The 15,201-nt window shown below is 43.9% G+C and carries 16 protein-coding genes and 1 pseudogene; 5 read left to right on the forward strand and 12 right to left on the reverse strand.

The window, feature by feature from the left end:
- Nucleotides 1–10: 10 nt before the first annotated feature.
- Nucleotides 11–886, forward strand: coding sequence for a pirin family protein (locus C6H00_RS08010; protein WP_104750464.1), 876 nt, complete (start codon nt 11–13; stop codon nt 884–886).
- A gap of 10 nt (nt 887–896) precedes the next feature.
- Here the strand turns inward: C6H00_RS08010 and C6H00_RS08015 are convergent, their stop codons facing one another.
- The 7 genes and pseudogenes from C6H00_RS08015 to C6H00_RS08035 form a co-directional block, all read right to left on the reverse strand.
- Nucleotides 897–1,829: an aliphatic amidase gene (locus tag C6H00_RS08015; protein WP_104750465.1), complete on the reverse strand. Its 933-nt coding sequence runs from the start codon at nt 1,827–1,829 to the stop codon at nt 897–899.
- Nucleotides 1,830–1,906: 77 nt separating this feature from the next.
- The gene (locus tag C6H00_RS08905) at nt 1,907–2,152 is read right to left on the reverse strand and encodes a hypothetical protein (protein WP_233704497.1); all 246 of its coding nucleotides are present in this window, start codon (nt 2,150–2,152) and stop codon (nt 1,907–1,909) included.
- Entirely contained in the window at nt 2,121–2,825 is a 705-nt protein-coding gene (locus tag C6H00_RS08020; RefSeq protein WP_233704498.1) for a protein phosphatase 2C domain-containing protein, read from the reverse strand. Before C6H00_RS08020 ends, C6H00_RS08905 begins: the two co-directional genes overlap by 32 nt.
- 109 nt (nt 2,826–2,934) lie before the next feature.
- Nucleotides 2,935–3,800 (reverse strand): annotated as a pseudogene (locus C6H00_RS08025) (CfrBI family restriction endonuclease).
- Nucleotides 3,787–4,965, reverse strand: coding sequence for a DNA-methyltransferase (locus tag C6H00_RS08030; RefSeq protein WP_104750466.1), 1,179 nt, complete (start codon nt 4,963–4,965; stop codon nt 3,787–3,789). The pseudogene C6H00_RS08025 and the gene C6H00_RS08030 overlap by 14 nt, the downstream one beginning before the upstream one ends.
- 25 nt (nt 4,966–4,990) lie before the next feature.
- Nucleotides 4,991–5,125, reverse strand: a complete 135-nt coding sequence (locus C6H00_RS09025) for a hypothetical protein (RefSeq protein WP_267892014.1) — start codon at nt 5,123–5,125, stop codon at nt 4,991–4,993.
- Between the two features lie 24 nt (nt 5,126–5,149).
- Nucleotides 5,150–6,343, reverse strand: a complete 1,194-nt coding sequence (locus C6H00_RS08035; protein ID WP_104750467.1) for a protein kinase — start codon at nt 6,341–6,343, stop codon at nt 5,150–5,152.
- Nucleotides 6,344–6,515: 172 nt separating this feature from the next.
- On the opposite strand from C6H00_RS08035, the gene C6H00_RS08040 reads away from it, so the two are divergent.
- Together C6H00_RS08040 and C6H00_RS08045 are read left to right on the forward strand one after the other, a co-directional pair.
- Entirely contained in the window at nt 6,516–7,364 is an 849-nt protein-coding gene (locus tag C6H00_RS08040) for a menaquinone biosynthesis family protein (RefSeq protein WP_104750468.1), read from the forward strand.
- Nucleotides 7,364–8,275, forward strand: coding sequence for an alpha/beta fold hydrolase (locus tag C6H00_RS08045; RefSeq protein ID WP_104750469.1), 912 nt, complete (start codon nt 7,364–7,366; stop codon nt 8,273–8,275). The genes C6H00_RS08040 and C6H00_RS08045 overlap by 1 nt, the downstream gene beginning before the upstream one ends.
- A 74-nt stretch (nt 8,276–8,349) precedes the next feature.
- On the opposite strand, the gene flhB is transcribed toward C6H00_RS08045, so the two are convergent.
- The 3 genes from flhB to C6H00_RS08060 are packed head-to-tail and all read right to left on the reverse strand — an operon-like array spanning nt 8,350 to nt 11,152.
- On the reverse strand, nt 8,350–9,408 hold the full coding sequence (gene flhB, locus C6H00_RS08050; protein ID WP_104750470.1) for a flagellar biosynthesis protein FlhB: 1,059 nt from the start codon (nt 9,406–9,408) through the stop codon (nt 8,350–8,352).
- Entirely contained in the window at nt 9,401–9,979 is a 579-nt protein-coding gene (locus tag C6H00_RS08055) for an NTP transferase domain-containing protein (RefSeq protein ID WP_233704499.1), read from the reverse strand. Before C6H00_RS08055 ends, flhB begins: the two co-directional genes overlap by 8 nt.
- A 3-nt stretch (nt 9,980–9,982) precedes the next feature.
- On the reverse strand, nt 9,983–11,152 hold the full coding sequence (locus C6H00_RS08060; RefSeq protein WP_104750471.1) for a glycosyltransferase family 4 protein: 1,170 nt from the start codon (nt 11,150–11,152) through the stop codon (nt 9,983–9,985).
- Between the two features lie 89 nt (nt 11,153–11,241).
- On the opposite strand from C6H00_RS08060, the gene moaA reads away from it, so the two are divergent.
- Together moaA and mqnE are read left to right on the forward strand one after the other, a co-directional pair.
- The gene (gene moaA, locus C6H00_RS08065; RefSeq protein ID WP_104750472.1) at nt 11,242–12,204 is read left to right on the forward strand and encodes a GTP 3',8-cyclase MoaA; all 963 of its coding nucleotides are present in this window, start codon (nt 11,242–11,244) and stop codon (nt 12,202–12,204) included.
- Nucleotides 12,205–13,281 (forward strand): aminofutalosine synthase MqnE, encoded by a 1,077-nt coding sequence (gene mqnE / locus C6H00_RS08070; RefSeq protein ID WP_104750473.1) that lies wholly within the window; start codon nt 12,205–12,207, stop codon nt 13,279–13,281.
- Here mqnE and C6H00_RS08075 read toward each other — a convergent pair.
- Both C6H00_RS08075 and C6H00_RS08080 read right to left on the reverse strand, forming a co-directional pair.
- Nucleotides 13,268–13,939, reverse strand: a complete 672-nt coding sequence (locus C6H00_RS08075; protein WP_199769222.1) for a beta/alpha barrel domain-containing protein — start codon at nt 13,937–13,939, stop codon at nt 13,268–13,270. The two genes, mqnE and C6H00_RS08075, sit on opposite strands and share 14 nt — an antisense overlap.
- On the reverse strand, nt 13,911–15,200 hold the full coding sequence (locus C6H00_RS08080; RefSeq protein WP_104750474.1) for a tetratricopeptide repeat protein: 1,290 nt from the start codon (nt 15,198–15,200) through the stop codon (nt 13,911–13,913). Before C6H00_RS08080 ends, C6H00_RS08075 begins: the two co-directional genes overlap by 29 nt.
- Between the last annotated feature and the right edge of the window lies 1 nt (nt 15,201).

Raw genomic sequence — 15,201 nt, forward strand, 5'->3', positions numbered from 1 at the left:
GGAGTTTTTGATGAAGCAAATAGAACAAATTTCTAAAGCCCCAGCTAAACACTGGGTTGGAGATGGTTTTTATGTCAGCTCCATGTTTAGTTATAGGGACACACATAGACTGATAGATCCATTTCTCTTACTAGATTATAACCCCCCTCATTACTTCGAACCCCGATCAGGGCAACCCAGAGGCGTGGGCGCACACCCTCATCGAGGTTTTGAAACCGTTACTATCGTTTATCAAGGAGAAGTGGCGCATCGCGATTCGCATGGAGGTGGGGGGGTGATTAAAGCGGGCGATGTGCAATGGATGAGTGCTGGAGCGGGGATTTTACATGAAGAGTTCCATTCTAAAGAATTTAGTCAAACTGGAGGAGTTTTTCAGGTTGTACAACTTTGGGTAAACCTTCCTAAGGCTCATAAAAAAACCCCACCAAATTACCAAGCGATCAGTGCAAAAGACATCCCTAGTATGCCCATTGCAGAAAAATGTGGTCATTTAAGAGTGATTGCTGGGAATTTTCAAGGGACTAAAGGCCCTGCGCACACCTTTAGCCCAATCAATCTTTGGGACACCACCCTATCTTCTGAAGCTATCTTTCATGTTAACCTCCCAAAAAATCATCATTGCTTGCTACTTGTTTTAGAAGGGCAATTACACCTTAATGATCAAGAGATCATACAAGAAGGGGAATTGGCGAGCTTCCAAAAAGAAGGGCAAAATCTGCACATCCAAGCCCTAAAACCCGCAAAATTTCTCTTACTCTCAGGTGAGCCGCTTGCAGAGCCAGTTGCGGGTTATGGCCCCTTTGTGATGAACACCCAAGAGGAGATCGCTCAGGCTCTACGGGATTATCAAAACGGACACTTCGGCGCGCTTTCTGATAATCCCTAGACCTTTAGAGCTAGTCTTTATGGGGGAGGTCATAGACCGGACAAGTGGCCACGCCTACACTTGAACGGGTGAACTTCTCTACATTTTCTTGAGCCTTTTTGGGATCATTGACCCAAGTTTTATAAAACTCAAAGGGGCATTCTACCACGCCCTTATCCCCATCGCCACTAGCAAAAACTCCGCTATAACCGCGGTGCAAGAGTTTAAAAAGCTGGTTTTGACTTTGATCGTATTTTCTAGCATCGCGGATTTGGTGCACGGAGAGCTGGGCGTATTGGAGTCCATTTTCCTCTTCTCCGCATTCGCCCAAAGTGCGCCCATCAAAACCGATGATACTAGAGTGTCCAAAATAGGAATACACCCCATCAAAGCCGGTTGCATTCGCCACAGCCACATAACACTGATTAGCCCACGCCATCGCTTTTACCATTGTGATCTGCTGTTCTTTGGCAGGATACATATAACCTTGACAGCGCACGATGAGCTCGGCTCCTCTCATCGCACAATCGCGCCAAATCTCAGGGTAATTCCCATCATCACAGATAATCAAAGAAACTTTCAAACCCTTAGGCCCTTCCACCACATAGGTTTTATCCCCCGGATACCAACATTCAATGGGACACCAAGGCAAAATCTTGCGGTATTTTTGCACGATCTCGCCCTTGTCATTGATGAGAATCAAAGTGTTATAAGGGTTTTTCTTAGGATCTTCATGCTTTTCTCCCGTTAAAGAAAACACGCCCCAAACTTTATTTTTCTTACAGGCCTCAGAAAAAATAGCGCTCTCTTTACCCGGAACACTGGATGCCGTATCAAACATCTCTTGTTTGTCGTACATAATTCCATGTGTGCTGTATTCGGGGAAAATAATCAGGTCTAGCCCGGGCAAGCCTTGTTTGACCCCATGGATCACCTTAGCGATGTTGTGGCAATTTTCTAGCACCTGTGCTTTAGTGTATTGTTAAACATGTTAATAAAAATGCAAAAACTCGCTACTATATCGAGTTGAGCAGTAGAAACTTACTCCCCTAATTTATCTTGCAACTTCTGCTCAGATTCATTTAAAGATTCTGTGCTTTCTCTTACTAAAGCCACGACACTGCAATCATCAAAGGTCTTTTCCTTAACCTTTTTTTCTAACAGAGTTTCTAAGGAAGCTTGCACTTTATCGCGCATGCCCGATGCACGCGCGACATTCATGTAATCTTGCAATGTAGTTACTAAAGTGCGTTCTTTATTGCGATAAAAAGGATTCGCCCGCCCCATCAGACATCAGCACAAAGCCCGTAAAATTCTTATCGCTCAATTTGCCCTTAAACACTCTCGCACTTAGGGGGGCATCCTTAGAAGTGGTGAAAGTGGTTTCATTCCCAAATTCGCCATTGTCCGGGTGGCTTGCCACAACCAAAGTGCGATCCTTTAGCATCCCACATATTCCATCGCCCAAGTGCAATAATAAAAATGCATCGCCCTTGATGGCCACGACAAGCAAAGTAGAGGCAAGATCGTGCAAATCGCAGACTTTATTTTGGATCGCCTGTTGGAGTCTTTGGCAGTTATTCTGCAGTGTAAATTTAAAGCGCGGAACAGAGGGGCTAGATTCTTGAAACTCTTTTTTGAAGCGTTCTACGAGCACTTTTTCCGCCTCAAAGCCCTTTTCTAGGTCATTAATACAAGAATCAAGGGGGAGGGCATTGAGGGCGCGTAAATCTTGGATGCGCCAAGAAGTTTGCTCTTGGAGCTGTTGGACACACGCTTGCAAATCAGCACAGCAACCCCCCAAAGAATCTAAGCGTTGTTTTAGCGTTTTCTCTAGGGTTGCAACTTCACTTTGAAAAGCTTCTAGCCGTTTTTGGCGTTCCTGCATACTCTGAAAATCGTGCGCCTGTGTTTCTAAGGTTTTGATGTGATCTAAAAATCCATCATATTTTAGGCACAAGCAAGCACTACGGGGTGGGCTAGGGTAGCGAGAGTGTAGGGACTTCTAAGCTCTTGAGTTCTTGATTTTTTGGGCACACTCGCTACAACGCATTTATTGGTACAAATCCTTAACTCTTATATGGAATCGACAATTTTTTTAGAATTTTCTTAAAGTCTCCAATACAATCTTCATTACCTTTAAGTTCTAAAAACTCAACCCCCCAAGCTCTTAGCTGGTTTTTATTTTGATCGCTCAAAGTATCGGCAATGAAAATATGCGACTCCCTAGCCATCGCAGCGTCCGCAGATTCCGGGTTGCCCTTACCCATAAGTTTAACCTCTACCCTGTATTCCTTGCTTTTATCGGCATTGTAGAGTTTAAAATCTACCTCGCGATCGTAGACTAAATTCTTATCCTTATGGAAAGTTTGGGCATTGTAAAACTCTTGATTTACCCTGCATTTTTGACACAGGGCCACCATTAAAGGCTTTTCTATTTTCTTGCCTACACTGCTCCACGCACTCCCACGCAGGGCAATTTTTTTGTGGCTAGCGCGTTGATGATCAATAAAGACTCGTTTAGGTTGAGCTCTACACTGATATTTTTATAGGTGATTTTAAGGCAAAGACCAATATCCGTGCTCTCTCCTAGGGCATCTAGCAAACCCTCAAGGTAACCAATGTTGCCTTGTGCTACTTCTAAAACAATTTCTCTTGTTGTGCTTCCATAAATATTGCCGATGGTCTTTTGGTTAATACCTGCATAAATCGCCACTTCTTTGGAATCTAAACTTGCATTAGCAATAAAATGTTTTTTGTACCACTCTAAATTGAGCTCTTGATCCTGTATTTTAGCCTCTAAAATTTGCCTAAAGAAACTCAAAGCAAAGTCTAAAAACTCTGTATTGATAGCGTTAATTATTTCTGTTCTATAATCTAACCCTTTTAAAAGTTTGTCCAAAATCCGATCCAACAACACCTTATTTAAGTTCAAAAAACCCTTCCTTTTGTAGGCGTGTGGCGTATTCTTTATTTTGCTCGCATAAAAGTGGGATGCGCCCCATTCTTTGCGCCACTCTGCCAAAAGTTCCACTCCCAGCAAAGGGGTCGCACACAATATCGCCTTGAAAAGAATAGTATTTCAACACCCTGGCACACAGCTCTTCAGGGAATACGGCGGGGTGATCCTTGCTAGATTTGGGGGCGATATACCAACAATTTGTGCTATCTATGTCCCCCTCGTTTTTGAGGGATTTATCGTATTTTTGAAGATTCTTGTCTAACAAAAAGGGCGCATTTTTGCGATAGACCAATAAGCTCTCAGTAATGCAATTTGGTTTGTAGATTAAGGGTTTTTTGGTTTGCAGATAGCCAGCAACGCGGTTAGGCACAGAGTATTCAGGCTTGATCCAAATAATCTCATCAATGAAATAAAACCCACTTTGGCTCAAAATCGTGTGAAAATCAAAATGGATTGGGTAGCGAATGCTCTCAAATTCGCGCCCTGCTCTTTTGATGATTACGGGAGAAACATTAATGATGATAAAACGCCCATCTTCTAAGATTCTGAAGCATTGCTCTAGGGTCTCTTGCATATGCCTTAAGTATTCTTTGTAATTGACATAGTCGCTATACACTCTAGCATTATAGTAGGGGGGTGAAGTAAAAATGAGTTGGACTTGTCGTTCATGGATTTTTTGCAAGGTTAGGCGATTATCCCCCACGAGCAGACTAGACCTTGTGATTTGGGAAGTGGGTTTTTGGTGGCTTGTATGACTCTGTCTGTATTGATGGTATTCAAGCATTTTCCACATCACTTCATTATCATAGTGCCTTAATATTTTATCTCCTAAATCTGTAAACCGACGATCTATCCTAGCTTTGTAGAGGCAAGTGCGCAACATTTGGTAGATGATCTCCATGAAATGCCCTTTAAAGGCTTCTTGGCTTAAAAAAACCAAAATGCGATCATTATCTTGTTGTCGTCCAATGGAAGAGACAATCTCGCGCTTAAGATCAATGGCCAAATCTTGGTTAAACAACTCTAGCAAGGTGTTTAAATTGGCATTAGATTTTTGCGCCCCAAGTTTTTTAATAGAGGCAATGCTAGGGATTGTGGGGGTGAAAAGATGGTTAGGTTTGGTTTTAGTTATATGCATGCCCTAGTTTAGTTGGTTTCATCTATTATGTGCCTGAATTTTTCAATGGACTTAAGGAGACCATGTAAAGAGAAAAACTAGGGACGGATTTATTGTAGAGGCATTCTTTCAGTAGACTTTTGGCTAACTCGTTGTCATACTCTGTATCTAAATCACTCATTGCTACTCCTTTGTTGTGATGGGTTTATAATTGCTGGTAGAATTTATTAAGAGCATTTAACCATTTAGGCGGGGAGAGGCGTTTCTTGACACTATAAAACTTGCCCCCTTTTTGAAAACTCTCATGAAAATATTCTTGTAATTGAGGATTTAAGCGCGTCCAGCTATCCCTAGCCCTCCCCTGAGGCACTAAGGACATGTCGCCCCCACTTAAGGGGTAGGCAAATGCGCCCTGTTTCATCGCATCATCCCGCCCTAAATCTCTGTGGTTATAAGGATGCACGCCTAGAGTGAGGATCACAAATAACAAGCAGGCGATCGCAAAGTATTCATCGCTCTTAGAGCGCATCACTTCAGTCATGTGTTTGCCTAAGTGTTCGGGCACAAGGTAGGCAGGATCAGCCACCGGGCAGGGGTATTTATCCACTTGGTAGCTATCACAATCAATAAAGAACATTAAATAACCCACACATTCGCCCTGCTGGTTTTTAAGCAGGCATGAAGGCATGCACACCTGCTTACTAACTTTAGTTTTAACCAGCAGAGCGAGCTTTTTGGGGGTGTAGTCGGGCACGCCCCCAGTCTGCACGCTCTTATGCTTGTGCCCATAAATCTTAGCCAGCATGGGCGTGTTGGTGGTGTAAATAATCCCCTCACCCCCCTGACTTAACATCTGAACTAAGCTAGTGCTGTGTTGCTTGCCGCTGTGATCAAAAAATACCTCTTCCCCCTCTTGGGGCACAGAACTTAATTGCAACTTGCCCGTAGAAATATGAGGTTTGTGGTGCTTGGGTTTGCTGATGTCCTCTTTAACTTGGGCATTAAAAAACTCAAAGCACTTTTTGGAGACAGAGAGAAAAAGAATGGTGCTTTTTTTAGAACGGGTGGCGATTTGGGCTAAGGCTTTGTTTCTAGTGAAAAGTAAGCTTTTTTTGGATTTGATGATTTTGGTGAGTGCGTCCGGCACACTGACAATCTCCCTTTGAATAGAGAGATACCTTTTATACGCTTTTTGATAGTGTGCATCGCTTTGGCGTTGCTCGTTGATGCGCTCTAAGACATCTTCAGGAACACCGATTTTCCTTTGGGTTTTTTGTAAAACCTCTTTAAGGATGTCGTTGTAAATTTTCCAAAAAACACCCTCCACTAGCGCGCTCTCATCAATCAAAAGCGTGTCATGGTTTTTTACTAAGGCTAACAGGTCAGGCTTTTGTTTCATTGGCAACCAAACTCCTAAACCCCGCCCCTATCCGCTCCCGCCCCGGTGAATGGGTGAATGTAACACAAAAAAGTAAATAAATAGCCACACCTACGCATATTATTTAAAAAAATCGTAAACACCTAAACCTTTATCTAAAAAAGCTACAATGCTCAAAAACTCTAGGAGTTGTATGCTCAGTATTGCTCATAGTCCGGATGCAGATGATATTTTTATGTTCTATGCGATCGCCTTTGGTTGGGTGGATTTGCCCAAAGCCTTTAGCCACCACGCCCTAGACATTGAAACCCTCAACACCCAAGCCTTGCAAGGCGTGCACGATATTAGTGCGATTTCCTTTGCTCTTTATCCGCTCATTGCTGAACAATATGCCCTCCTACGCTGTGCTGCTAGTTTTGGGCAAGGGTATGGGCCTAAACTCATCCGTAAAGTCTCTACAAAGCTGAAAAAAAACTTCAAAGTAGCTTTAAGCGGTCGTTACACCACTAACGCCCTCCTTTTTAGGCTCTACTACCCTCACGCGCGCGTGGTGTATCAAAACTTCTTAGAGATCGAGGGGGCGGTGTTGCGTGGAGAGGTCGATGCGGGGGTGCTCATCCATGAAAGCATTTTAGATTTTCACCCCGATTTGGTAGTAGAAAAAGAACTTTGGGAGGTGTGGTGTGAGCTCTCTAGCTCAGAGTTGCCTCTGCCCTTAGGTGGGATGGTATTGCGCCGCTCTATCCCGCTCATCCAAGCCATCAGCCTAGAAAAAAAGCTCACCCAAGCCATTGACCTAGCCCTAGAGTACTCCCCCCTACTCTCTACCATGCTCTTAGAACGAGGCTTAGTGCGCGTAGATGCGCAAAAACTAAGTACCTATTTAAAACTCTATGCTAATGCCAGCACGCTAAGTCCTGAGCAAATAGAGGGACTTAATACCCTCTTTGCTCTAGGCTTTAAACATGGGCTTTACCCCGCTCCCTTGCGCGCATCACATCAGCTCATCCCCACGCGCTACCAGAGCCTTAGATTTTCTTAATGTACAGCGCGTGCTTTAGCTCCGATCACCCTAGCTACCTAGATTTGCATTACGATCACTATGTGCCCTCCCACTCTAAACGCGTGGCGGTGTTGATTGCTACGGGTATGATCGAACACCGCAAACACTATGTACAACTGGCTTCTAGTCTCTGCGCGCATGGCTATGACGCATTTGTGCTGGATCACCGCGGGCATGGACAGAGTGTCCTAGAAGGGAGCGCAGAAATCGCTTGGGGGGAGATGGGGGAAGAAGGCTTTGAGCGCGCCGTGTTAGACTTAGTCAAGTTTGTGCGTGTGGCGCGCGTAGTGTGCAAGGGGCATAAAGTCGTATTACTAGGCAATAGCATGGGTTCTTTGCTAGCGCGCCGTCTCATCCAACACCACTACACCCCCCTAGACGCGCTCGTGCTCACGGGCACGCCCAGCCCCTTTAAGGCGTGGGGTTTGTGTGCGCGCATTTTAAAACTCCTAGCGGTTCTGCATTGCCCTTTAAGGTGGAATATCAATGTGTTTTTTAGCCTGCACCCTAAGGTGCGCCGTTTTGAGTTCAGAGGAGCATGGCTGTGCAAAGACCCTAAGTCTCTTAAACTCTATGTCAACGATAGGGCAAGCCGCTTTGCTTTTAGCACCAATAGTTTTGCCTCTTTGTTGGAGGGAGCGCATTTGGTCTTTAACGCGCATGCCTATGGGGATAAAAATCTGCCCATTTTACTCTTAAGCGGTTTAGAAGATGTGTGTGGGGGCTTTGGAGCAGGGGTGATCAAAGCCTATCATATTTTAGGCGCGCAGGGCTTTAAAAATGTTAGCTTAAGACTCTTAGAAAAAGAACGGCATAAAATCTTTGATGTACCCCAACAAGAGGAAAACCTTAAAATCCTCCTTGATTGGCTACACCAGCACAACCTTTAACCCCAACCCCCCTTTTTTGGAGAAAATTCCAAATACTCAAACTCTATAAAATCCTCATTATGAGATGGCAAACCCTAGCGCTTGTTTTTCATCTGCTCAATATGGGCGACTTGGGCAAAGACGATCGCCACCGCCTCAAAAAGCATTTTAGGGATCACCTCATCTACATCCACTTCTTTATACAGCTCGCGCGCTAATTTGGGGTTTTCAATGATCTCAATGTCATGCTCTCTGGCGATCGCCTTGATACGGATGGCCAAATGTTCGATCCCCTTAGCCACCACCACAGGGGCGACATCCTTTTCTTCAAAGCGGAGCGCGACCGCATAATGCGTGGGGTTAGTAACGACCACATTCGCGCTTGGAATGGCGGCCATCATCTTGCTCATGGAATTTTTCAGCATTAACTGCTTGATTTTAGCCTTGATCTCAGGATTACCCTCTTGCTGCTTGTATTCGTCCTTGACTTCCTGCTTAGTCATTTTGAGCGAATTAATATACTGACGGCGTTTGAGCAGAAAATCTAAAAGTGAGGTTACAAGAAATAGAAAAAGCAAAGTTGCGATGAGAATGAGAGCTTTTTGACTAAACCATAGAGCTTGGTTTTTAATGTCAATGCGCGCGATCTTGGCCAATTCCCCAATAAACAAGCTCACCACCACAAAGCCCAATACAAAGGCGATGCACACCTTTGCAGTGATGAGCAAGCCGTCTAAAAGCCGCTTCATAGAAAAGAGATTTTTAAGCCCGTTGATGGGATTGATCTTAGAGAACTTGGGCACAATCGCCTTAGGGCTAAAGAGCAGGCCAAATTGCAACACATTGCCCACAAAGGCCAGTACAAACATCAAAAATAAAAAGGGCAATAACACCCAGGCGATGTCTTTGAGCAGTTGCATGGTGAGTAAGTGGAGATTATTAGGCGTGAAGTCTAGATTAATCCAGTGTAAACTCTGCCTAAAGATGCTTTCAAAATGATCCAACCATGCCCTAAAAAAGGCAAATAGCCCGCCAAAACCCCCCGCTAACCCCAGAAATCCCACCACCTCTAAACTCTTGGCGACATTCCCCTCTTCACGCGCCTTTTCGATCTTCTTGGCTGAGGGGAGTTCAGTTTTTTCTTCTTCAGCCATGCCAGCTCCTTAAAGCCTCCTGGTATTCTGCATAGGTGTTGCAGTTGCTAAACTCTGCACTTGGCTCTAACTCAATGCCTAAGCCTTCTTGCAAAATCTGGGCGATTGAGCCATTGGAGCGCAGAGCGCGCTCTAAGCTCTCCAGCATACTCATTTGAAAACAGCCCAGCAGATAAAAACGCTCAGACTTCGCATAAACCACCCCCGCGCTGAAGGCGCATTCACAAAGTTTTAAAATCGTCTGTGCGCGCACCAAAGGCATGTCTATTGGGATAATAAAAACGCTCTCTTGCAGAGTTTTAAGCGCGCTAACAATACCCAGCAGTGGGCTAAAAAGGGGCTTGGTATCCAAAATATAGCGCGCATGCAGGGGGTAAGGTCTTTTAGCACTGATATAAACTCGCTCAAAAAGCGCGCTCATTTTGGCATGTTGGTAGGCTAACAAGGTGGGATAATTGCCAAATTCTAGCAACGCCTTATCGCGTTGTTCTACCCCCACACGCATCCGCGCGCTTCTACCCCCAGTCAAGATCACGCAGGGGATATTTAACAAAGTGTCTGAGGATAGCATGATTTAACTCCTTAACATCTGCTCAACAACTTTTATATGCTCTTGCATACTCGCTTCAAAATTAAAGCTTTTGATTCGTTGAAATCCTCTTGTAATGCAGATTTGGCGTAGACTTTCATCGCTCAATGCTTGTTTTAGAGCTTGAGCGATGTCTTGGGTATTGTAAGGATTGCAGTACACCCCTACATCGCCTAGAATCTCAGGCATGCAAGACACATCACTAGCCAAGATCACACAACCAGCCTGCATCGCTTCCAACATAGGCAGTCCAAAACCCTCGGCCAAACTTCCCCACCATAGCAATTTGGCGTGAGCATAGAGAGCTTTGAGCATGGCATCAGACACATAGTGCAAGTTGATAATAAAAGATTCTTCATAAGCTTTTTGCTCTTTAGGGGTCAAATTGTTGTGCGCACCTGTTAGCACAATTTTATAGCGTTTTTGCATAGGTGTTGGCAAAAGTTTAAAGGCCTCTATGAGTCTATGCACATTGCGCCGCCTAGCCTTAGCTCCAACCACTAAAATAAAATCTTGAGGGAAATCAGAAGGTAAACTCTCCATATGTGTGTCTAAATATTCCCGTAGACCATGATAAATAACATGTACCTTGGATTCTAACCAACCAAATGTTTTTAAAATATCTTTTTTTACCACTTGACAAAAACAAATGCTCTCATCGTAATGGCGCATTTTAGGCAAAATATAGAGATTCCAATACCGCTCATCATCTTCAGAGAGCATCCATCCTTTTTTATCGCAAGGGGGCAGATCGTGAATGCAACCTAGAATCTTTTTAGCTTGGATGGGCATGGCAATAAAATTAGGTTCAATATAGAGATCAAAGAGGGGCAGGTGTTGGTATTTGCGTTTTTCTAAATAAGGAAATATGTATTTGTACTTGAGATAAGAATAAAGGGGTGGAGTTAAGACATACCGGGCATACTTTAGCCATTTACTAGGAGATTTAGCATGTGGATTGAGATGAGATGGGTTTTGCAGGATACCTAAAGCACTCAGGCTGTCATAAAGAATCCCATTGACTACAAGTTTGAGCTCTACATCGTGGCGATATTTAAAATGTTTTTCTAGGGTTTGGATTAAGGTGAGGGTGTAAAATCCAATGCCAGTCAAGTCGCTTAATAAAACTGAGGCATTTATAACAATCGTTTTCATTTATAATCCTAACTATCAATTATGTGCTAGCTTACAGCATTTTCAGTCCAAATTTGCTATTTTAGGGGAAATTTTTAAGAGAGGATTGTATGCTCATTGATGGTTTCGGGAGGCAGGTTACTTATTTGAGGGTTTCACTCACCAAGCAATGCAATTTTAGATGCGCTTATTGTATGCCCACCACCCCCCTAGACTTTAACCCCCGCGAGGAGGTGATCCCCCTAGATCGCATGTTAGAGTTCCTTAAAATCGCCATTGATGCGGGGATTGAAAAAATCCGTCTGACTGGAGGCGAACCCCTCCTGCGTAAGGATTTAGTGCCTTTTATTGCCAAGCTACACGCCTACAATCCTAAGGTCTTATTAGTGCTCACTACCAACGCCTTTTTATTAGAAAAACATGCCCAATCCCTTAAAAATGCGGGCTTGAGTCGCGTGAATATCTCCTTAGATTCGCTCAAAGCTGGGCGCGTGTTGCAAATTTCTCAAAAAGACGCGTTGAAGGCAGTTTTAAGAGGTATTGAAGCCGCTTTAAAGGCGGGTTTAAAGCTCAAATTCAACATGGTTGTACTCAAGGGGATTAATGAGGGAGAGATTTTAGATCTGCTAGACTTTGCCCAAGAGAAGAATTCCCAAATCCGTTATATTGAGTTTATGGAAAACACCCATGCTCATGCGCGCTTGCAAGGAGTTTCTCAAGCGCAAATTTTAGAGGTAATTAACACTAGATATAAGATTATCGGCGCGCCTCAAAAAGAACTAGGACCGGCACAAATTTACACCCTAGAGAATGGCTATCAATTTGGAATCATCGCCCCACATAAAGAGGATTTTTGCAAGAGCTGTAATCGCGTGCGCTTAAGCGCGGATGGGACGCTCTTTCCCTGCTTGTATTACCAAGATAGCGTGAACGCCAAAGAGGCAATTTTGAGTGCTGAGAGCGCACGCATGTTAGAAGTTCTCAAGCAAGCAGTCGCCAACAAACCCGAAAAAAATCTTTGGAGCGGGAGTTATCAAATTTCTGAGCGCGCATTTTATCAAACTGGAGGCTAAATGGATTTACTCACACAGGCTTTAGATTCAGAGGACTTAGACGCGCTAAGTCTAGCTAAACTTTATGATTACGACTTATATACCTTGGGCGAGGCGGCCCACACGATTCGCACGCGTTACCACCAAGATCAGGTTTTTTTTAACACCAACCGCCATCTCAACCCCAGCAATATTTGCGCAGATAGTTGTAAATTTTGCGCTTTTTCTGCTAGCCGTAAAAACCCCAACCCCTATGCCATGAATCATGAGGAAATCTTAGATCAAATTGAAAACGCCTATGGTGCCGGGGTTAAAGAAGTGCATGTAGTCAGCGCGCATAACCCTAATTACACCTATGAATGGTATTTGGAGCTCTTTAGACTCATTAAGGCACGCATGCCAGATTTGCACTTAAAGGCGATGACGGCCGCTGAGGTGCATTTTTTGAGCACCAAGTTTAACAAGCCCTACCAAGAGGTGCTAGAAGACATGCTAGAGGCAGGGGTAGATAGCATGCCCGGGGGCGGGGCAGAAATCTTTGCTGAGAATGTTAGAAGGCGCATTTGTGGAGGCAAGGTGAGCTCAAAGCGTTGGCTAGAAATCCACCAGTATTGGCATTCTTTGGGAAAAATGAGCAATGCAACCATGCTGTTTGGACATATTGAGAGTAGAGAGGATCGCCTAGATCACATGCTGCGCCTCAAAGCTACGCAGAGTCCACATGCCTTAGAGAAAAAAGGAGGGTTTAACGCCTTTATCCCCCTGCTCTACCAAAGAGATAACAATTTCTTAAAAGTGCCCCGCAGTCCTAGCGCGGTGGAGATTTTAAAAACCATTGCCATCGCGCGCATTGTGTTGCAAAACATCCCCCATATCAAGGCTTATTGGGCAACTTTGGGGCTTAATTTGGCTTTAGTCGCCCAAGAATTTGGTGCAGATGATTTAGATGGTACGATCGGGGTAGAAAAAATCCAATCAGCTGGGGGAGCACAGAGCGCTAGGGGTCTAGCTAAAGAGGAGCTGATCGCTCAAATTAAAGACGCGCGCTTTATTCCAGTAGAGCGCGATAGCCTTTACAACTCACTTAGGGTGTGGTGATAAGCGCGTCCACGCCATAGGCATTATCTGCACAGGCGGGGTCGTGATCTTTAAGAATGATGAGATTTTGAGGGGTGAGTTTGAGCAGGTCTTCAAAATTTGTGCTCAAATAGAGAGCTTGCGCACGGGCTAAAATGCTTGCCTTTAATTCCTCTTTGGTGCGCACCTCAACAATGGCAAGCAAACCTAAGCGGGTCGCGTAGTGGCATAGATTTTTAAGATCGGGCAAAGAGGCCTTTAAAATCACTCCATCGCCCCCGTGTACCACACTCTCCAAGAGTTGGTAAGGCGTGATAAAAAAATCTTTATGAATAAGAGGTTGGGAACTTAAACGGCGCAAATAGCCCAATAAATCTAGCATTGCCAAAGAGGGCATGCCTTGATCATAGAGGGGTGTAAAATCTATCATTATGGCGTGGGCGTGTGTAGCCTTTTCTAGTTGGTGCAAGAGAAGTTCTAAGTCTGTGTGTGCACTTAAAGATAAAAGAGTGTAAGGGGTTTGCTTCGGGCGTTTAAGATATTCTAAGTCTAATCGAGGTGCATAAGGGTTATAGGCCAAAGTGCGCCCCAACACATCTAGGGGCAACATCTGCTCTTTAAGGGAAATATAAGATTTGAGCGCGTCTAAATCAATGGCATTTTGTGATAGCATCGGCATGAGCTTGCAATTCGGGCTGTGCGTTGATGATATTAGGTTCAATCTTGGCAAACACTTCTTTAGCTTGCGCGCACTGACCAAGTTTGTAATAACCCCAAGCCAAAGAGTCTAAATAAAAAATTGAGTCAGGTTCGATTTGTAAGGCGGTTTTGACATAGGAAATCCCCTTTTTGATATTGAGATTGTAATCGATGAGGGAATAGCCTAAAAAATTATAAAAGAAGGCATCCTGCAAATTTAAACTTCCCTTGTGTTTTTGTAAATTTAGCGTGCGTTCGCGGATAGCCTGCTCAAGTTTTCTAGTAATAGAGATTGCCTCAGCTTTAGTAATGGGATGATGGGTGGCGTTGAGATGTTCGTAAGTGTAAATGGCTTCCAAAGCGAGGAAGCTTGGGTCTTTTTTCTCTTTGTAAATCAAACCAGCTTGTTTAGCCGCTAGGGCAAATTTTTTTTGGGCTGTGTAGAGGTCTAAGAGAAGTCGGCGATCAAAAGGGTAATGCTCTGCAATCTCTTGGGCTTTATCAAATTCTTTAAGAAGTACTAAGACACCAATGTAGATTTGGGCATTTTGAACTACAGGTTTTTTCTCATACAGAGTACCAAAGACATCTTTAGCCCTTTCAAGTTCACGAAGTTGGATAAAGGTATTATAAGCCCGCTGGCAAAGATCGGGAGAACAACCATAATTCTTAATGTGCGAAGTTAGTAAGTTGACTGCTTCTTGATGGCTGTTTTGCATAAAGTAGATTGTAACAAGTTTTTCTAGGCTGTCCTCATTATGAGTCTGGTTATAAAGCTTGTTTAATAAAGGAAAGGCCTTATCATAGCGTTTTTCACTCAGATACAACGAACCTAGCACATGATCTAACATTAAGGATTTATCTTCGCGACGGATATCTTCTAGCAACGCGATTGCTTTATCTGTCTGGCCAGTTTTAATGTAGCCATCTACTAGGATTTTATTGATCGAAAGGTCCGTATCATCCTTTGTGTGTTTCTTGTAGAGCATAGCCAACCTAACGGCCGTATTAATATCCCCTAAGCTTGCTGCTGAAATAGCCGCTTCTTTGGCGTAGAGAATATTATTTGTTTCTCTATAAAGATTCAGATAACCTTTTTTAGCTGTAGCAAAATCTCCCCTATGGAAAGCATCTGAAGTGATGAGAATTTGTTCATCCTCTGTCAACCCATGCGCTACAAGCAATCCTCCTAAAATTCCCATCCATATAAACTTTTTCCAACCATGTATTGTTTTTCTCATT

Origin of the sequence: Helicobacter cynogastricus, from assembly GCF_900197855.1 — a bacterium.
GTDB classification, from domain to species: domain Bacteria; phylum Campylobacterota; class Campylobacteria; order Campylobacterales; family Helicobacteraceae; genus Helicobacter; species Helicobacter cynogastricus.